Here is a 20,022-nt window from a genome sequence, read left to right on the forward strand (position 1 = left end):
AATGGAATATCTATTCAAATCGACCGCTTGCCTTGGAGCTTTGACTTTGTTTTACTGTTTATTAGTCAAAAACCTGACTTTCCATAAGATGAACAGGTTTCTGCTGGGCGCAGTTTTTATACTGACATTAACCTTGCCGCTGGTTAATTATGACTTGCCTTTTGACCCTACAAAATACGTGTCTTTTGATTATTTCAAAGTCCAAGATACTTATACATATGAAGATAATAGTTTTTTCACCGAAGCTGTAATCACTAGTAGTTCAGAATCAACCATAAATAAGCCGACACCCATAGAAATTGAAGAAAGCCAATCCTACTTATCGCAATACAGTATCTGGGATTATGCTGCTTTGGTCTATTTGATAGGGTTGACTTTTTTTCTTACACGCTTTGTGATACAATGGATTTCGTTGTTTAGATTTTTTTCTTCAGCCCATAAAATAGAAGGACGACATTCTACTCCATTTTACACTTCTATGACCGAAGTGCCTCCTTTTTGTTTTTTCAATAGAATAGTAATCCCGTCTAGTTTTTTGACCCACCCCGAGTTGGATCTTATTTTATCACATGAAAAAATACATCAAAGAAATGGACACACCTATGACATCTTCATAGCCGAGATGGTCAAAGTGATACACTGGTTCAATCCTTTTGCCTGGCTGTATAACCGAATGGTAAAAGAAAATTTGGAGTACCTGACCGACAGCCATATAGTAAAAACCGGGCACGACAAACAGGAATATCAACACTGCCTTGTCAATACGATCTTGAACATGCAACCAGTACCTTTGACAAATTGCTTTGCCAGTTCACTGATCAAAAAACGAATAGTCATGATGAACAAAAAGCAAAACCGCAAGATTGCTGCAATTCGATATGCCTTGATATTGATACCGCTTTTTGTGTTGACTTCATTTTTTAATGATGGTATAGAACAAGAAATCACTTCTGAAACATGGGAAGATAAGATCGAAAATTTTGAGGAATATCATTTTATTGTCGGTCCAAAAGCAACAGTGGAAGAGTTGACACAGCTTAAAGAGGATTTGGCAGAACAACTAGAGGTAAAACTGGTATTTGACGAATTGAAATTCAATGATCACCTTGAAATCAGTTCCCTAGTCGCTACCTTTTACTCCGGAGGAAGTAAACTCAGTATAAATGCTGGGAATGAGGTAAAAGACAAGGGCATTTATCCTATTTATTTTAAAAAGACTAATGAAGAAGTAGGTGTAGGCAGGCTTCATAGGGAACCTGCGACTCAAATTCTAATTAAGGAATTTAAGAAAAAGGCAGAAGTATATTTATATGGAATTACTAAAAAAGATTTTGAAACTCTTGATCTGGAGAATTCATCTTCAAACGAAGTAGGGGACGTAAAATATAAATTTCTCATTGATGAAACTCCTTCTGAAACGATAAAGAAACAAAACCTTTTTCCTCTAAACCCATTGCATATTCAAGAAATTAGAGAAAGCTTATCAACGGATTCAGACGGAAATAAGACAATGACTGTATACATCAATTTGAAGTCCGAAGAAAAAAGAAGCCTTCCATTTAATGAATATCCTGAAAGCTGGAAAGACTACAAATCTTCAGTCACATATAATCAGCTTAACGAAGCTAGGATCAAAAATTTTCGTGGACAAATAGAGCGACTTCCATTCCCAGCAAAATACTTTATTGATGGCCTGCCTACAACCAGTAATGTCCTTGATGAATATGAAAACCTTGAAAAGGTTGAAATGGAAACTTATTACTTATCCCCAAATATAAACATGGCTCCAGTCACTCAATTTACCGAAGTAAGGGTCAGTACCAAAAGGAACAAAGCAGATATTGAAAAGAAATAATTAGGCAAAAAAACTTAAAACATGGAATATCTATTGAAATCGACTGCTAATCTTGGTGTTTTGAGTGCTGCAAACCATATCCAAAAAGATGGACTTTAAATATGCATTGAACGAAAAAAGATTGATCATTTCATTTTGATGGTGTTATCCGATAAGCCCTCCATGAGTTGTTTGGATAATATTGAGCGGATAAGTCTACAGTATCAATCATTTGTAGATACCTCTTGGAGGGTTTTCATTGGCTGTATTGACTTCTCAACATCACTTGAAGATTGGTTGATTTCAAACTTCACAAACCAGACTACTGCCAACACAGAAAAGACATGATAAAACACCATGAAATAGGTACCGAATGGCAATAGATTTTCAATACTAAACCAGCTTCCGTAAAACCATATTATAGCCAAACCAAACACACTTTTAATACTTTCAGTAAAAACTGCAGCAGGTTTTCTGTCCATGAGTGTGGTAAAAGAAAAAATGGTTAGGAACAGGAAGGTTCCATACAAATAGAGATTTGCCAATTTCAAGTCAGGCAAAACGACAAGCATGTGCAGCATCAATAGCAGGGTGATAGTAAATTGAACCCATGACCAAACCTGAAGCGAAGTGGATGCTGCTGTGTCATATTTCACCTGAGTTGATGGGTCGTCAATAATCTCAATGGGATATTTGTCCCTGACATCTTCCGGTCTCCATCCTGTAGGCATAAACCATAGTCGCATTTTGTCCCAATAGCTTTTTGCCCGCCAGGCATCTTGAATCAGCAGCCAGAGATGTTGAAAATTGATGATGATTGGATTCCATGTTCTTGCTGGTTTTTTAACGCCATAGACACAAGGCACTTCATCCAACTCTTCTTGATAAGTACCGAACAGCCTATCCCAAATTATAAAGATTTGTGATAAATTTTTATCAAGGTATTCCTTATTGATGGCATGGTGTACCCGGTGTATCGACGGGGTAACTAAGATATACTCCAGTATTCCGAGTTTAGGGATGTGCCTCGTATGGTACCAAAACTGTAAGAACAAATGGATGGGAGAAATAGTGGCAATGACTTTCGGAGGTAAACCGATTAATGCCGCCGGAATAAGAAATATGGCATAAATAGAAAGTGTATCGGAGATGGACTGCCGCAACGCACACGGCAGGTTAAATTCTTCCGAACTATGGTGGATGACATGGTAGTTCCAAAAATAATTCATGAAATGAGACAGCCTGTGCATACAATAGCCGGCAAAATCTATGGCTATAAAACTCAAGACATAAACCAGAAATGTTCCTTTGATCTGAACGATCTGAAAATGTTCAACCAACCAGGAATAGCCAATGACTACCACTGTCAGCCCCAATACATTTTTAATGGTATTGGTAACACCGGAACTTAAACTGGAAATAGTATCAAAGCTTCTGAGTGTTTGCTTTTTTATCATCCAGCCATATACAAATTCTATAATGACCAGCACCAGAAATGCCGGAATGGCAATCAATAGAACTTTGGCGTATGCTTCCATACGGGGTGAAATGTTGTTGAATTAGTAATTTAGCGTATTGGTATGATATTGTCAATTGCTTTTACTCAGGTAGAGTAAATCCCGTCTTCTTCTATACGAATGGCTTTTTGTTTGTATAATCCTCCAATCGCTTTTTTGAAGAGTTTTTTACTCATTCCCAATTGCTCTTTGATGTCATCCGGATTGGATTTGTCATTCAATGCTAAAAACCCACCGTTAAATTTCAGGTTTTCAAGAATAATCTGTGCGTTAGGCTCTACATTTTCATAACCTTGTTTTTCCAGGATTATGTCAATTTTTTTATCCGGACGAACTTTTTTTACAAAGCCAGTGGTTTTATCTCCCGGAGCTATGTTCTTGAATATTTCATTGTCGTAAATCAGACCCTCATATAAGTGGTCAATGATTACATTGTATCCTATGTCTGTTTTTTTGCAGATCAGTAAATCTACTTGTTGGCCTTCTTCCAACTGAATGTCGTCTTTTTCGGCAAATTCGGTAATCTTCATAGAAGCGGCTATTCGCTCAGTTCTGGGATCGAAATACACAAAGACAAATACCCAGCTACCTGCCTTAATTACACCCGATTGTTCCCTGTATGGAAGCATCAAATCCTTTTCCAATCCCCAATCCAAAAAAGCACCCATGCTATTCACATCCTTTACCTGCAAATAGGCAAATTCATCTGTTTTGGCAAATGGTACTAATGTTGTGGCAATAATTCTGTCCTCAGAATCCTTATATATAAAGACCTCAATGGAGTCTCCCACTCCCAGATTTTCTGGTGCATACTTTTGAGGGAGCAACACATCATTGTCTTCATCGTCTCCCAGGTAGAAACCAAATTCTACATGCCTTAATACTTCGAGTGTATTGTCTTTGCCTACATGGATCATTGATACAAAGTTATGTTAATTAATACCAACATTTTAACATTTGTCGTTTTCACCTGACTATAATTGAGACAGTTTATGATGTAAATTGCACTTCTTGTAGCTCAATAAAACAGAATGTGCTAAATTTGAAGTTGCGGCATTTAGTTTTAGGGCATTTGCGTTCATTTTTCCGTTAAGTACTTTCTTAAAAACAGCTATGAAATTAGAAAAAATTAGTTTTGCAAACCATCAGGACGTTGAGTTTATAAAGACTCTACGTACCCGCGTGTCGGATTATTTCAAAACAAAAAATATTTCACGCTACGGAAATGCCAAAATGGTGGTGAAGTCCGTTTTCATGTTGTCGCTCTTTTTTGGCCCTTATATTTTGATGATCAGTGGTGTTGTCAGTTCACCTCTCGCTATTTATAGTATGTGGTTGCTGATGGGAGCCGGAATGGCCGGAATAGGAATGTCCATCATGCATGACGCAAATCACGGAGCTTACTCTAAAAACAAAGTGGTAAACAAACTAATGGGTATTTGCTCTGACTTAGTAGGGGCAAGTAGTACAAATTGGAAAATTCAGCACAATGTCTTACATCATACTTATACTAATGTGGACGGTATGGATGAAGACATTGATCCTAGTGGTGTAATGCGTTTTTCTCCGCATCAGAAATGGTATAAAATTTATAAACTTCAACACATTTATGCCTGGTTTTTTTATGGAGTAATGACCTTGTTTTGGGTAACAGCCAAAGACTTTTCATCTTTATACAAATACCGAAAACTAGGTCTCAATATCAACTATGGGAATATTAACAAGTTACTGATAGAATTGATCGCCTGGAAAAAATTCTATTATGGCTATATTCTGGTATTGCCCCTGATTTTTCTTCCTGTACCATGGTGGCAGGTACTTTTAGGTTTTTTTAGTCTGCATTTTATTTGTGGTATTATACTATCCTGCATTTTTCAATTGGCACATGTGATGCCAGATATGGAGTACCCTGAAATCAACGAAAGTGGTTCATTGGAAAACAATTGGGCAATTCATCAAATACTTACTACAGCCAACTATTCACCTAAAAGCAATATTTTATCATGGTTTATAGGAGGCCTGAACTATCAGATTGAACATCATCTTTTTCCAAACATTTGCCATGTTCATTACAAAAATATTTCTAAGATTGTGAAAAAGACTGCTTTGGAGTTTAATCTTCCCTATCGTTCACAACCTACATTCGTGTCTGCTTTGTGGAATCATATCAAAATGTTAAAAAGACTGGGATCTTATCAATTGGCAGAAGTGAAAGCTTAAAAGCAGCGGTCACTGATTAGTTGTAGATGTCTTTTCTGTGCCCCACTTTTCGAATGTTTACAATTCTTATTGAATCTTTAATAGAATATATAACTCTGTAATTTCCTGTTCGAATTCTCCACAAATCTTCATCACTACCTCTTAACTAGGTCGTGGATTTTCCGATAAATTGTCTATAGAATTAACTATTTTGGGTAGCATCGAAGAAGGTAATTTCAGCATTTCCTTTGCTGCTTTCTTCTTAAATGTAATTTGATACATTATAACTTACCTGAAGCTTTTAATTGGTTTTTCAGTTCTTCCCAGCTAAGTTCATCATCGTCCTTTCTACTTTCAGCTATGATCACATCCAGTAAATCCTCTACTTTGTCTTGATGAGTTTCAAGATGATCTATATCTATTTGCACAAACCGTTTGTTGTGCGTTTCGTCTTTGATAAATGTTACTCCTTTCATGATTGTTGTAATTTTAGATAGTAAAAATACTAATTTCAATACTCATTCGAGTTTTGTTATTGAGTTTTGTTTACCTAAATAGGGTTCGCCACTTATTGTGGTTTCTTAAAAAAACTATTTGGTATTCCAAGACCCAGTACTATTTCGTTGATGATTACATTGGTGGTTTTTCCTTTGCTTCTTATTTCATATTCCATGGGGATGTTTATGCCACTGAGCGGTTTATAGTTTTTGAAAAAAGCTTCCTGATATACATATCTTTCGTTCCCTTTATCTTTTTCTATCGTTTTAAAGACTTGGAAGGAAACCGGATTGATATAATAATAGGTAAGCCTACTCTCCATAGTGTTTACCTGGATTACTAAATATAGTTCTTCATCAGAGGTTTGCTCACCAATATAGACCATTTCTAAGCTGTCTTTTTGAGCGATATATAAAGGACTGTCAATATTTGGAGAGTTCACCAGTTTTGAAATTTCTGATGGAGTCATTTCCTGTTGTCCGGTGTTTGTGATACACCAATATTCTGCACCATCAAAGGAATAGATAAATTGATGTTCCTGCCATTTGCCATCCATTCTTACTTTATTCGGTCGTTTCCTTGTTACTTCATATTTTCTCTGGTCACTAAGTCCTTTAATTTCCGTAACAACCAACTGCATAGAACGAATCGAAGACACCTGCTCCTGTCCCCAGGATTTAAAATGTTTTTCAAGAATCGTATTGATATTTTGACTCATTAGCACATTCGGGTGAATTCCAACCCAAATGACAAGAGTAATAGCAATGGTTTTAAAAGTTATCATGAAAATGGTTTTTTTACTAAAGCTCATTCTATAAAAATAGCCTTGTCTTTATTGACATATAAATTGAATGTAAATCAGTTTTTCAGCAATTCAAATCTCCTGAGTCAGTTTTTTCTTATATTCGGAGATAGTTGGGTTTTGTTGTGACTAATCCAATATTTGAACGTTGTTATAAGAAATTCATACATGATCAGACTTAACTCCATTTTTATGTATAAATACCTCATTTTATTTTTTCTGCTTCCAATATTATCAGTTGCCCAAGAGGATAAAGGTTTTGAAAAGGCTTTTAAAGCTTACGATAAAGGCGATTATGAAAAAGCCCTGGATTTGTTTAACAAGATAGAAGAATCACAATCATCCAATGCTGAATTTTTCCTGTTCAGGGGCATTTGTTTTTCAGAAACAGGCAATGATGTAAAAGCGATTGCTGATTATAATTTGGCCATTGAAATAGATAATGAATATCCCGAAGCATATAACCAAAGGGGTTTTTCCTTCTTTTCTCAGGGAAATGATTCGCTGGCGATTAAAGATTTCGATAGAGCCATTGAGCTTAATCCTGAGATGGTGGAAATATATATGAATCGTGGCTCTGCAAAATATGATGCGGGAGATACTAAAGGTGCATGTGAGGATTGGAAAACGGCAAAGGTAAAAGGCCTGGGTATAGCCGACCAACTCATAGAACAACTGTGTAAATAGATAGCTCTAAAGCTAAAATATAAAGATGGGTGTTTATATTCTCAAAAGACTAATCACGATAATTCCATTTGCCTTGCTGGCAGTTCTTTTGGTTTTTATTGTCTTCGAGTCTTCATGGAATCCCGATCCTTTAGAATATCAAAACGGCTCCCATTTGGATTTCACAGATCAGCAAAGGATCGAAAAAATCAACTGTGAACGGAGAAAGGATTTACACCTGGACTGGCCTGTTTTCTATTTTTCCATTACATCAGCTGCTATTCCCAAAGACATTGGAAGTATATGTAACTACTACGAACGTGATCTTTTGGAAACGCTTTGCCTCCGCAATGGAAATACTCTAGGAGCGCAAAATTTTGTAGAACTTTTAACACAAAAAATCAAAGAAACCGGCAACAATGATCTGGATCAAATCTTTAGAGCAAATGCACAATTGGAGATTGAAAGTGCGGTTTCAACATTCCCAACACTGAATCAAGCATTTTTAGAATACAGTAAGCATGATCATTTCCATAAAATTTTAATTCCACGTTTTGAATTCCATTTTGCGCAAAATAGATTTCATGCTTGGTTAAGTGATTTGCTAAAATTTGATTTTGGAAACTCCACATTGGACAACCAGCCTATAGCAACGAAACTCAACAAAGCACTGGCTAATACTCTTATCTTTACGATACCTGCGGTCTTCTTTATTTTTTCGATTTCTATTTTCACAGGCCTCTATCTTTCAATCAAAAAAGGCAAACTAAATTCAATAATGTCAAATGCACTGTATGTGATAGATGCCATCCCATTGATTTGGCTTTCAATTATATTCATACTGCTGTCCGCATACCTGGGTATGGGTTACTCAACCATGAGCTTTGGTTCGAACTCATTTTTGGACACACTTTCCCGATACGGTTTGCCCATCTTTACTTTGGTTTTGGCATCTGTACCTTATGTCAGTAAACAAATCCAGCAAACCATTCTAAAATCGAAAAATGAACCTTTTGTAAAAACAGCTATTGCCAAAGGATTATCTGAAAAAGTGATTTTCACAAAACACATTTTGCCAAATGCGGCACTTCCTATCGTCATACTTTTTTTCGATTATCTGGCGTATGCTTTCGGAGGTGCTTTTGTAGTAGAGTTGGTTTTTTCCATCAACGGCATTGGTATGTTGATGGCAGATTCGGTTTTAGCTAATGATTTACCTGTCATATCAGCCATCATCTTATACCTGATTTTTATTAAGATGATATTAACACTTCTGAGTGATGTAGCCAGCTATTTGATCAATCCATCTATTAAATTTTAGTCGCAAATGGGAAAGATCGCAAGCATATTTTTCAATTATACCACAATAGTTTACCTGACTATTGTTCTCATTTTGTGTGTGTTTTCAAACCCAATATTAGGCATACTGGGATTGGATACAAATCTTCATTTGGATCATACCAATGTTGCCCCATCATTGAGTGGCACATATCTTCTGGGCAGTGATCATTTGGGTAAAGATGTTTTTGCCATGTTGTTGAGCGGCACAAAGTTTTCTATTGCCATAAGTTTGTGCTCTGCGCTATTGGCTTCAATTATCGGAGTGGCAGTTGGCGTACTATCCGGTTTTTATGGGGATGACAAACTGAAAACAAGCAGAAGTAATTTGTTTGTTTTATTAGTCCTTTTTCCTTTTGCCATTCATTATCTAAACCTCTCTCGAAAAATGGAGACCAGTTCAGGTTCTCTAATTCTGGTCTTTTTTATTATCATCTTTCTGTTACTTTGGAAATTACTGAATTTCCTCTTGAAAAAAATTCCTGTATTGAAACGGTCGTTATCCATTCCAGTCGATTTTATTAATATGAAATGGATAGAGATATTATTCGCCATTCCGACCTATTTTTTGTTACTGGCATTGTCCGGAGTATTTTCTCCTTCAGTCTATTCTCTTGTGGCAATCATTGGTATTACCTCATGGCCCAAAACGGCTTTGTTGACCCGGTCTGAAATGCTGAAAATTCGAGAAATGGATTTTATGCATTCCCTCAAATTGTCAGGAATTCCATGGTATCAAATCCTGTGGAAACACGCAATTCCCAATGCCATAAGTCCTGCCATAGTCGATTTTGTCTTTTTCGCATCAGCACTATTGGTAATAGAATCAACCTTGTCATTTATTGGTATCGGACTTCCTGGCGAGATTATTTCCTGGGGGAAAATATTGACTGGTTTCAAATATAATTCAGCCAGCTGGTGGACTGCTCTATTTCCAGGAATGACCATTTTAATTACCATACTATCGTTTCACAGAGCAGGAAAAATGGTGAATAGGCAATAAATATTTTACAACTGCTTTGCTTCGGCAATCAACTCTGCCAGATCTTTCACTTTGACTTGTTCTTCCTGCTCTTTGTTTTTCACACCGTCTGAAAGCATTGTCATACAAAACGGACAAGCAGATGCAATCACATTGGCTCCTGTTGCCAATGCCTCTTCTGTTCGTTCAATGTTTATTTCTTTATCGCCCTTTTCGGAATCTTTAAACATTTGTGCACCTCCTGCTCCACAGCACAGGCCTTTGGTTTTGCAGCGTTTCATCTCTACCAAATCTGCATCCAATGTTTTTAAGACCGCTCTTGGGGCTTCATAAACCCCGTTGGCACGACCAAGATAACAGGAATCATGATAGGTAATCTTTTGGCCTTTGAAAACACCTCCTCCTTCTATCACAATCTTACCTTCATTGATAAGTTGTTGAAGAAATGCCGAATGATGAATGACTTCATAATTGCCTCCAAGGTCTGGATATTCGTTTTTCATTGTATTAAAACAATGAGGGCATGCGGTTACTATTTTTTTGATATTATAAGCATCCAACAACTGGATATTGGACATGGCCTGCATCTGGAACAAAAACTCGTTACCTGCTCTTCTGGCCGGATCTCCGGTACAAGACTCTTCCTCACCCAACACTGCAAAGTTGATTCCTATATGGTTTAGAATCTTGGCAAAAGCAATGGTTACTTTTTTATAGCGGTCGTCGAAAGAACCCGCACATCCTACCCAAAATAAAACTTCCGGACTTTTTCCCTCTGCTACTAATTCTGCTATCGTTGGGGTTTTATATTCCATTTTTTCCATGAGCTTATTTGTTCAGTTCTTCTTTCCACTTAAACCTATCCGAGGGAGCGAATTTCCAAGGAGCAAAATTCGTTTCTATATTTGAAAACATTGAATTCCAGGAAGCTGGAGACCCTGATTCTTCCATAGAAACATACCTTCTCATTTCCAGAATAATTGACAATGGGTCAATGTTTACCGGGCAGGCTTCCGTACAGGCATTACAACTGGTACAGGCATTTATTTCTTCCTTTGTAATATAGTCACCCAACAAAGTTTTGTCTTTACCTTCCCCTTTGCCAATTTCTTCTATGCGGTCTCTTGTATCCATCATGATTTTTCTGGGAGAAAGTAACTTGCCAGTTTGATTGGCAGGGCATTCGGAAGTACACCTTCCACACTCAGTGCATGTGTAGGATTCCATCAGGCTTTTCCAGGTCAGGTCAGTGGCATCCTTTGCTCCGAATCTGGAAACTTCCGTTGGAGGAGTTTCTGCTTCTGTAGTCATGCCGAGCATCATTTTCACTTCATTGGTTACTTCATCCATATTTCGGATTTTACCCTTGTTCCACAAATTAGAATAGTAGGTATTGGGAAAGGCCAAAAAGATATGAAGGTGTTTCGAGTAAGTCACGTACACCGCAAAACCAAGGATACCTATAATATGAAACCACCAGGATGCTCTCTCTACAAAAATTAAGAAAGGAGTTTCAAAATGAGAAAATATGGGGATCAGCAAGCCACTAAAGAAAAAGCTTCCTGTTTGAGTATAACCCTCAACACCTCTGCTTTGTAGGATTTGATCTGCTGCATTCATTTTCAGAATGGCCATCATCAAGGTGATTTCTATTATCAGAATAAGATTGGCATCCATCGCAGGCCACCCTTTCATCTCAGGTTTTACCAATCGGTCAACTTTTAATATATTTCTCCTAACAAGGAATACAATACAAGAAAACGTAACCAGCACCGCTAAAAACTCGAAGAAATTCAAAGCAACTGTATAAAAGCCACCAAGGTAAGAGGCAAATATCCTGTGTGTACCAGCCAATCCATCGATCACGAATTCCAGCACCTCTATGTTAATGACCAAAAATCCGACATAAATAAGTAAGTGCAAAAAAGCAGGTATCGGTTTTTTAAACATTTTGCCCTGACCAAAAGCTACCAAAAGCATCGTTTTCAAACGCTCTTCTTTGTTTCCGGATCTACCCAGGTCTTTTCCCAGTAAAATATTTTGTCTAATTCTATTGATCCTTTTAGTGAGGAAATAGCCTGCAATAGCTATTATGATCATGAATGCTACTTGTGAAATCCAATTCATATTCTAATCTAAATATTCTTTATCAAATAATAAATAAAAGCTTTGCGTGAATTACTTTTATTTATACTTTTGCACCTCTTTAACGGGGTGATGTAGCTCAGTTGGTAGAGCATCGGACTGAAAATCCGTGAGTCGGTGGTTCGAGCCCACTCATCACCACAATAATTTTAAGACCTTTCTTTAACTGGAAAGGTCTTTTTTTATTTATATCAAATATAGCATTTTCTGCAAAAAGTATGCATGCATACTTTTTTTAATTCGTCTTTACGTGAAAAAATACAGCAAAATGGTTAGGTTATAAATCAATCTTACTCTACCACAATAGTACCTCCGCCGCTATAGGAATGATACTCTCCGTTATACATGGCGTCAGCACCAATCGGTCCCATTTGATAAGTGCCTTTAGAAACTGCCCGAACTACATAATAGTAGTTTCGGGTTACATTTTCTGCTGTTAAAAAATACGTGATTCTATCGTCTCTAATATCCACATAATCTGAGGTGGAGGCATTCTTGATCCACTCTGTTCCGGGCACTTCTGCGATCCTTGGATTTTCAATCTCAAAACCTGCTGGCAACATGTCGGTCATTGCCACATTTTCTACAATTTTATTGTTGGATGCCTGTATCGATAGATTGATGACAATAAGGTCATTTTGCTTGAATTTATTACTTCTGATTTCTCTCCCATTTCTATCGAAAAACTGCTTTCTCACTTTTAGAAAAGAATCTTCCTTCTTATAGCTTCCATCCATACTGATTCCCTCCGTTTCCCAAAAATAATACAAAGAGCCATTGCCCGATGTTTCTATACTCAGGTCATTCGAATCCAACTGTTTAGAATCCAGTGTCAAAGTTTTATTATGGTATTCCGAAATTGTTTTTCCTTCTGATTTCACAGTGGCTTTGATGTTGCTGTTTGCATTTTGTCTGGCAATTTTACCCAATGCCAAAAAGCCAAAAGCCCGTTCTTGCGTATTGAGATACCTTTCATTTTTTAGTGCCTGAGACAAATGTCTTGCCATGATCCCCACTTGAGGATTGTCTTTATCCACTTCTAGGAGCACATTGAGTGCGAGTGCCTCATCCCGAATGTAAGAATGAAAGCTTCCTCCAAAAACTCTTTTCGACTTTTCACCTGAAAAAGCAGGTGGCAATACTTCTTTATATTTCTTGTCGTCTCCGATAAGTGCATAAGCTGCCGCCAAAAGGTATTTCCCATCCAGACTTAAATCATTGATATTGCTTTTGTAGTAGTTCATTGTGGATCGCTGGGCTTTGCCTGTGAGTGCCAATACGTACAAGGAATAAGGAATTTCTTTGTGGGCAATTTTCCTCTTGGTATCGTTGTAAAAATAGAATACCGTTTCTTTCGTCTTCAATTTGGTAATCAAATAGTCCAGCAATTTTTTGTACATTTTTTGATCAACCTCAAAACCTGCCTTTTGGGCTTCAAAAAGAAAATGTGCTGCATAAGCAGAACCCCACCAACTTTCATACCCTTGCCCAGGCCAGTAAGTTAATCCACCATGATAGAGTTGCATCAACTGAAGTTTTTTGATGGCTTCAGTGATGTGGTAATGACTGTTTGCATTTTTTGTGTCATCTGTAGATTGGAGAATCTGCTCACTCAATTCCTGAAAATACAATTGTGGAAAAGCTGCGGAAATTGTTTGTTCCAAGCAATAGTGTGGGTAGCGCAACAAATAGTCCAAATCTTTAGCGAATTCTACCATGGGAGAATTGCTGATCACAAGATTTCGTCGAACACTTTGTGCCATAAACTTGTTGTCTTCTAAAGCAACTTTTAAACTTTCGCCTGCTTTAATCGCTCCCGATCCTGAGACCTTTTGTAATGGGGAAGCAGGACGAACGGTAATGTCAGTACTGTTTTTGAAAGATTCCCCAAGTGCGTTTACATCAACAGTTATATTGGACTGTCCAAGAGCTTGTTTAGCAACGACTTTATAAATCACCTGCCCTTCAGTGTTGGCTGCTACTTCAGTTTTCATGGATTTCTTGCCTAGAAGTGTTACCTGTCCAGATACACTCAAAGTTGTTTCACATTGAGTAGTTTTTTCTGTGGTATTGGACATAATCACTGGTACAAGTATGGTATCCCCGGGACTTAAAAAACGAGGAAGGGCTGTACTGATCACAATAGGATCGGCTACTTTGATATTGTCCTGAGCCGAAGCAAAAGTATGGTCTTTATAAGCAGTTGCCATTATTCTCAAATCTCCAGAGAATTGAGGAATATCTATTTCATACGAGACATTTCCACTCCCATCAGTTTGCAAAATACCACTCCAGAAAGACACCAACTTTACCCGCTTATTTGTTAAGGGGTTTACTCTTTTTGCCAATTGGGCAGCTCTTGCATCATCTCCGCCTACTCTTCCGGATGCCAAATTTATTTCTGGAAATAAATAAGGATAAACATCATAGGATTGCACGCCCAATGCTCTTTTTCGATAAAAGTATTCGTATGGATCAGGCGTAGCATATTGGGTCAATTGTAAAATCCCTTCATCTACCACCGCCACTGATATTGCAGTATTTGGCGTTGATCTAATCTTAATTTTTTGCTTTGTCTTTGACCTGGATTTTTCAACCGCTTCTATTGACAAAGGCAATTTGTTGGAAGTGTTCTCAACCATCAAAGGAGCAACTCCATGAGCTATGGTCAAGGGCAAATCAGATTCCTCATGCGGTTTAAACAAAGTAGCGGTGATATAAATATTTGGCACAAACCCTTCCTGAATTTCTATGGGAAATGAAGTTGCTCTTTTATCAGTATCTATATAAAAATGCCTGAGAATTTTATCTGTTTCCAAAGTCACCAATATTTTACCAGAAAAGGGAGATTTCAAAATTACATTGGCTGTTTCTCCTACCTTATAGGTTTCTTTATCCAATTCAATGTCTATCTGGCCTTCACTATTCACCTGAAACGATGAATTGGATGTGCCTCCCCAGCCATAGGCATAAAAATCCTTACTTACATAATTTCTGGTGCCGGGTGTGGACAAACGCAGTTCATATCGACCGGAAAGCTCGGGGATAAAAGAATAATATTCATTTTTCCCACTAATCAATATTTCTTTGTCTTCCAGTACTTTTTCCACCTTCTCCGATCTGTATCGAAAGTATCCTCCCGAACGTGATAGTACTGTTTTGAATTCATGTTTGATGAGTTGCAAATGTGTTTTCACACCAGATAATACCTTTCCGGTTTTATCCAACGCTACCATTGGAAACTGTATTTCACTGTTGGTGGCGGCATAGTATCGGTCACTGGCTATGCCATAATACACCTCCTGAGTAGAAATAGTTAATGTATTTTTTCTATTGACGGGTCGTCCGGTTTCGTCAAATACTGTGGTATATACATCAGCCTGTACAAGACCCATATCCTGATACTGTTGCCCTAACTGGTAACTATTTTGCGCTTCTCCATTAGAGTCGGTTTTGCCTTCCAAAAAAGTTTGCTCGAAATAAATATTGTTGGGTGTTTCAATATTGAAATTATAACTTCTAAATTCTTTGGAAGAAAAATATTTTCTTCTGGCAGAAATATTGAGTTCATAATTTCTATTGGCAGCAGGAGGACCAAAAAAATTGGTCGCTTTTAATTTTATCTCTGCTGTTTCCTCAAGGTCTAAATCCACCTTATCAATTTGTACTTCTACCTTTATCCGATCCGGCATAAACTCTTCCACTTTAAAGTTTTTTGCCCCAAGGTAGATGTCGTTGGTGGTATAAATCTGCACCCCATAGCTTCCTGTGGCAGCAGCAGTAGAAAGCTCTAAGGATGTTTCGAAGGATCCAAATTCATTCAAAGTTTTTTTGATTGTTTGAAGGGTTTTTCCATCGGGAGTGGTGATTGACACTTTTATCGGAATTGGTGCCGGAGTTTTCCATTGCTCATCTCTGATAATGCCACTCAGATTCACCGTTTCACCGGGTCGGTAGATGTCACGGTCTCCATATATAAATACATCAAAACCGGACAAGTTCTCATACTTACCTCCAACATCAAATTTGGAAGTATTTACACCTGTAGAACTAAAAGTCATATAGTTGTAGTCGTCCTGATTTTTTGCGGTGATCATTGCTACCTGGAATCCATCAGGAACATCCTTAGGTTTTTGAAAAATAGCCACTCCACTATTGTCCGTAACAGAAGTGCCTATCAACTGATTGTTGCGTCCGAAAAAGCTGATTTCCACTCCTGATTTTGGAGAAGCTGTCTTTATCGAATTGCTAAAGACCGTAATGTCATTTTTTCCTTCTTTGGCTACAAGTCCAATGTCAGAAATCGAAATCAGTTTCGAGTCCCTCAACCAATAATTTTCATCAGACGAAATCTGCAAGACGTAAATTCCATTGTAACCTTTGATTTTATCCTCCACATCCAGATTCAAGATGTTCAGACCTCCTTTCTTTGGTAAATCTTTGCTGGCTATTTTTTTACTCCATATAACGTCTCCCTGCTCTTCAATCGAATGGTAATTGTAGGTATAGCTGTCATTCTCATAATCGTAGTACTTGTTTCTGGTAAAATTGAGAATGTTGTTTTCGTATAACTTGGTAAGCTTCACCTCTACTTCCTCCACATTGATGATTTTCACCTGTATGTTTTTAGCACCATTGGCCGATAGGTATGTTGAGCGTTTGTCAGTAATGGTAATTTCGGGTCTCAATTTTCCAAAAGAAATCTCTTTGTTAAAATCTGACTTCAATGCCCCTCCAAACTTTCCTTTTAAACCATTTTTTATAGTAATTGAGTACTTTTTCCTCAGGTCAAAATCTTCGCTACTTATCTTCAGCCCCTTTTCTGTAAGTTCTACCTGATAGTTTAATTGAGGTGAAATGGTTACAAATTCTTTAGCATCATCTGTTGTTTCCTGAGAAATATCAACATTAAGAACACCTTCTACTCCATTGTGTTCTGCTGTCACATCTTCAATACTCACATTGTAAGGTGATTTCAATGACAAACTTCTCACCAATTTTCCGGTGGTTTTAATACTACCTCCTTTAGGAACCAATCCGGTTTCCATTGCTACTTCTATTTTAAAAGCCGCATCAGCCATTGCTATATCAGGCAGAAAAAACCTAACTCTGTTTTGATCTGAACTCTCAGCCAACGCAATCTTTTCAGGCTTCCCATCTACATTTACCTTCACCTTCTCTAATACCTCATTCTGATCAACATCAAAATTGAAATTGGCATCAACATGAATCAGGGTCTGACCACCTTTGGTTTCAAACCAAAACCCGGTGACATTTAAAAGTTCCAGTAGCTGTGTCTGGAAGCTAATGGTTTTGTCTCCGGTAAATTCATAGTTGACCTTTTCTGAAAGTTTTTCAGTAAAGGTTGCTTTATAACTAGTGGCAGGAGGAAAAGGTGCCTTTGGTGAAAACACCAATACGCTTTCGGAAGACCACCTAAAAGAACCCGGAATGTCAGGTTCAAAACGGATATAGGCAGTGCTGTCCCACCTGTTGAGCACACTGTCTCCAACGAGGGGTTTGTTGAAAACAAAATTCAGATTCTGATCCGATTTAATTTCTTCTTCAAAATTGGTATCTATAAGTTTGAAAGACTGATCATCGGTGCATCCAAATATTATTAAAAATAAAACGATACACAGAATATAATTTGTAGGTTTGATACGCATGATATCTAGGCTGATTATGTGGGAATTGTTGAAGGTAATAAAGTTAGTGGTTAAAAATACAAATAGAAATTTGAAATCATTTTTCCTTGTTATATTCCTGTTACTTTTTGTGGCATCTCTTCTGTTTGTCGTTTTTCCTTATAAACCAAAAATAGAGTATTCGCCAATTGTGCTTTCTAAGGATAGCGTATTGATGCACTCCTTTCTAACCTCGGACGACAAATGGAGGATGTTTACCGATCTGGATGAAATCACTCCAACACTCAAAAAAGCAATAATATTCAAGGAAGACCGCTTTTTTTATTACCACTTTGGCATTAACCCCATTTCCATTTTTCGAGCTGCTTTCAACAATATATTTAAGGGTAGGAGAACGTCAGGAGCATCTACCATCACGATGCAGGTCGCACGACTGCTACAACCAAAAGAAAGATCCTATGCAAACAAACTGGTTGAGGTATTTCGTGCCTTTCAACTAGAATGGAGGTATAGTAAAGATGAAATTCTTCAGATGTACCTCAACCTGGTCCCTTATGGTGGGAATATCGAAGGAGTGAAGGCTGCTTCGCTGATCTATTTTGAAAAAATGCCTAATCACCTAAGTATTGCCGAGATCACAGCACTTTCTATCATCCCAAACAGGCCCAATTCCTTGCGGATTGGAAAGTCAAATGCATTGATAGTACAGGAAAGAAATAAATGGTTGGATAGGTTTGAACAAGAAGCTGTTTTTAGCGATGAAGCCATTGGAGATGCCAAAGAAGAAGTTTTAATTGCCCAAAGGAAAGTTTTGCCAAAAATAGCTCCTCATTTGTCTTTCCGATTAAAGCAGGAAAATTCAGATCTCAATATCATTCATTCTTCTGTTGATATCAATTCCCAACTGAAAGTAGAGGCGATAGTGTACAATTATATCCAGCAACTTTATCAAAACAATATCAGAAATGCAGCGGCTCTGGTTTTGGACAATGAAATAATGCAGGTAGTAGCCTATGTAGGTTCGGCTGATTTTTACAACAACGAAGATGGTGGGCAGGTAGATGGCATTCAGGCCGTTCGCTCGCCCGGTAGCACTTTGAAGCCGCTCTTGTACGGTATGGCAATAGACAAGGGTTTGCTCACTCCGAAAACGATCATAAGTGATGTTCCTGTCAATTTCAGTGGTTACCAACCACAAAATTATCAGGAGAGTTTTAACGGCAATGTGAGTATGGAATATGCCCTATCCAATTCCCTTAATATTCCGGCAGTAAAGGTGCTGGACAAAATGCAAACCTACCCATTTATAGAAGCCCTTTCAAATGCAGGTTTTGAACAGATAAAAAAAGACAAAGCATTTCTGGGCTTGTCAACTGTGCTTGGTGGTTGCGGAGTGACGCTGGAAGAGCTTACCAGGCTTTACGCTGCTTTTAGTCACGGTGGTTTGTACAGCAATCTTAATTTTCTGGCCAACGATACTATCAGTTTCAAGTATCAGGTAATCTCCGAAGCAGCTACTTTTATGATTTCCGAAATCCTTACTACTGTAACGAGACCAGACTTACCAGCTCAATGGAAAAATGCAACCTACCTACCTAAAGTCGCCTGGAAAACTGGTACTTCCTATCGGCGCAGAGATGCCTGGAGTGTGGGGTTCAATAAAAAATATACCATCGGGGTATGGGCTGGAAATTTCTCTGGAGAAGGTGTACAAGAACTGACAGGGTCGGATATAGCCTCTCCATTATTATTTAATATTTTTAATGCCATTGATCAGGAGTCTTCTAAAGAATGGTTTCGAATGCCGAAGGGTGTAAACTTCCGCTATGTCTGTACCGAAACAGGGATGATCCCAAACGATTTTTGCGATCAACAACAACTAGACTATTTCCTGCCAGGTATTTCAGACTATCAGCCATGCAATCACAGCAAATTCGTCTATGTGTCGGCGGATTCTACCAAATCATATTGCAGTGCCTGCCTGCCACAAAATGGTTACATAAAAGCCCGATACCCCAACCACCAACCCGAAATCCTTTCCTATTTTGAATCAGAAAGAATCAATTACATCAAAATACCTCCACATAATCTGGATTGTGAAAGGTTATTTACCGAGTCTGTTCCTAAAATAATATCTCCTATTGATAAGCTGGAATATCTGGTGGACAAAACGGATTCCTTACAAATCATGCTCAGCAGCCAAACCGCCAACAATGTCAATCAGGTCTTTTGGTACATCAACAACCGATTCTATCAATCGGCTTTGGCGAACGAAAACATCTACTTTACGCCCAATGAAGGCAGGGTAAAGATATCCTGCACTGACGACAAGGGAAGAAATACAGATATTGAGATTGAGGTGAAGAAGATTAGGTTTTGAAAAGCCATATTCA

14 protein-coding genes and 1 tRNA gene are annotated in these 20,022 nt (G+C 37.9%); 7 read left to right on the top strand and 8 right to left on the bottom strand.

The window, feature by feature from the left end; translation table 11 throughout:
- The first annotated feature begins 1 nt into the window (after position 1).
- The gene (locus tag AAOP42_RS17740) at positions 2-1,855 is read left to right on the top strand and encodes a M56 family metallopeptidase (RefSeq protein ID WP_349529909.1); all 1,854 of its coding nucleotides are present in this window, start codon (positions 2-4) and stop codon (positions 1,853-1,855) included.
- Between the two features lie 203 nt (positions 1,856-2,058).
- Here AAOP42_RS17740 and AAOP42_RS17745 read toward each other — a convergent pair whose 3' ends face one another.
- Positions 2,059-3,372: a sterol desaturase family protein gene (locus AAOP42_RS17745; RefSeq protein WP_349529910.1), complete on the bottom strand. Its 1,314-nt coding sequence runs from the start codon at positions 3,370-3,372 to the stop codon at positions 2,059-2,061.
- A 65-nt stretch (positions 3,373-3,437) separates the two neighbouring features.
- Positions 3,438-4,268, bottom strand: a complete 831-nt coding sequence (locus AAOP42_RS17750) for a CvfB family protein (protein WP_349529911.1) — start codon at positions 4,266-4,268, stop codon at positions 3,438-3,440.
- A 196-nt stretch (positions 4,269-4,464) separates the two neighbouring features.
- Here AAOP42_RS17750 and AAOP42_RS17755 point away from each other — a divergent pair, with 196 nt between their 5' ends.
- Positions 4,465-5,571: a fatty acid desaturase family protein gene (locus AAOP42_RS17755; protein WP_349529912.1), complete on the top strand. Its 1,107-nt coding sequence runs from the start codon at positions 4,465-4,467 to the stop codon at positions 5,569-5,571.
- 16 nt (positions 5,572-5,587) lie between these two features.
- Here the strand turns inward: AAOP42_RS17755 and AAOP42_RS23810 are convergent, their stop codons facing one another.
- The 3 genes from AAOP42_RS23810 to AAOP42_RS17765 all read right to left on the bottom strand — a co-directional run bounded on the left by AAOP42_RS23810 (position 5,588) and on the right by AAOP42_RS17765 (position 6,832).
- Positions 5,588-5,695: a type II toxin-antitoxin system RelE family toxin gene (locus tag AAOP42_RS23810; protein WP_502947673.1), complete on the bottom strand. Its 108-nt coding sequence runs from the start codon at positions 5,693-5,695 to the stop codon at positions 5,588-5,590.
- Positions 5,696-5,831: 136 nt separating this feature from the next.
- Entirely contained in the window at positions 5,832-6,026 is a 195-nt protein-coding gene (locus AAOP42_RS17760) for a hypothetical protein (RefSeq protein WP_349529913.1), read from the bottom strand.
- A 92-nt stretch (positions 6,027-6,118) separates the two neighbouring features.
- On the bottom strand, positions 6,119-6,832 hold the full coding sequence (locus AAOP42_RS17765; RefSeq protein WP_349529914.1) for a hypothetical protein: 714 nt from the start codon (positions 6,830-6,832) through the stop codon (positions 6,119-6,121).
- A 210-nt stretch (positions 6,833-7,042) separates the two neighbouring features.
- Between AAOP42_RS17765 and AAOP42_RS17770 the strand changes: the two genes are divergently transcribed.
- The 3 genes from AAOP42_RS17770 to AAOP42_RS17780 are packed head-to-tail and all read left to right on the top strand — an operon-like array spanning position 7,043 to position 9,857.
- Positions 7,043-7,537 (top strand): tetratricopeptide repeat protein, encoded by a 495-nt coding sequence (locus tag AAOP42_RS17770; RefSeq protein WP_349529916.1) that lies wholly within the window; start codon positions 7,043-7,045, stop codon positions 7,535-7,537.
- A gap of 25 nt (positions 7,538-7,562) precedes the next feature.
- Complete coding sequence (locus tag AAOP42_RS17775) at positions 7,563-8,837, top strand: ABC transporter permease (protein WP_349529917.1); 1,275 nt, start codon at positions 7,563-7,565, stop codon at positions 8,835-8,837.
- Between the two features lie 6 nt (positions 8,838-8,843).
- A complete protein-coding gene (locus tag AAOP42_RS17780; protein ID WP_349529918.1) occupies positions 8,844-9,857 on the top strand; it encodes an ABC transporter permease in 1,014 nt (337 codons plus the stop codon).
- 5 nt (positions 9,858-9,862) lie between these two features.
- Here the strand turns inward: AAOP42_RS17780 and AAOP42_RS17785 are convergent, their stop codons facing one another.
- Both AAOP42_RS17785 and AAOP42_RS17790 read right to left on the bottom strand, forming a co-directional pair.
- Positions 9,863-10,651, bottom strand: coding sequence for a (Fe-S)-binding protein (locus AAOP42_RS17785; RefSeq protein WP_502947675.1), 789 nt, complete (start codon positions 10,649-10,651; stop codon positions 9,863-9,865).
- Positions 10,652-10,664: 13 nt separating this feature from the next.
- Positions 10,665-11,963, bottom strand: a complete 1,299-nt coding sequence (locus AAOP42_RS17790) for a 4Fe-4S dicluster domain-containing protein (protein ID WP_349529920.1) — start codon at positions 11,961-11,963, stop codon at positions 10,665-10,667.
- Between the two features lie 86 nt (positions 11,964-12,049).
- Here AAOP42_RS17790 and AAOP42_RS17795 point away from each other — a divergent pair.
- A tRNA-Phe gene (locus tag AAOP42_RS17795) sits at positions 12,050-12,122 on the top strand.
- 149 nt (positions 12,123-12,271) lie between these two features.
- On the opposite strand, the gene AAOP42_RS17800 is transcribed toward AAOP42_RS17795, so the two are convergent.
- On the bottom strand, positions 12,272-17,650 hold the full coding sequence (locus tag AAOP42_RS17800; protein ID WP_349529921.1) for an MG2 domain-containing protein: 5,379 nt from the start codon (positions 17,648-17,650) through the stop codon (positions 12,272-12,274).
- Positions 17,651-17,720: 70 nt separating this feature from the next.
- Here AAOP42_RS17800 and pbpC point away from each other — a divergent pair, with 70 nt between their 5' ends.
- Complete coding sequence (pbpC, locus tag AAOP42_RS17805; RefSeq protein WP_349529922.1) at positions 17,721-20,009, top strand: penicillin-binding protein 1C; 2,289 nt, start codon at positions 17,721-17,723, stop codon at positions 20,007-20,009.
- The last annotated feature ends 13 nt before the right edge of the window (positions 20,010-20,022 follow it).

Source organism: Reichenbachiella sp. MALMAid0571 (assembly GCF_040151475.1).
GTDB lineage: Bacteria > Bacteroidota > Bacteroidia > Cytophagales > Cyclobacteriaceae > CAXBNB01.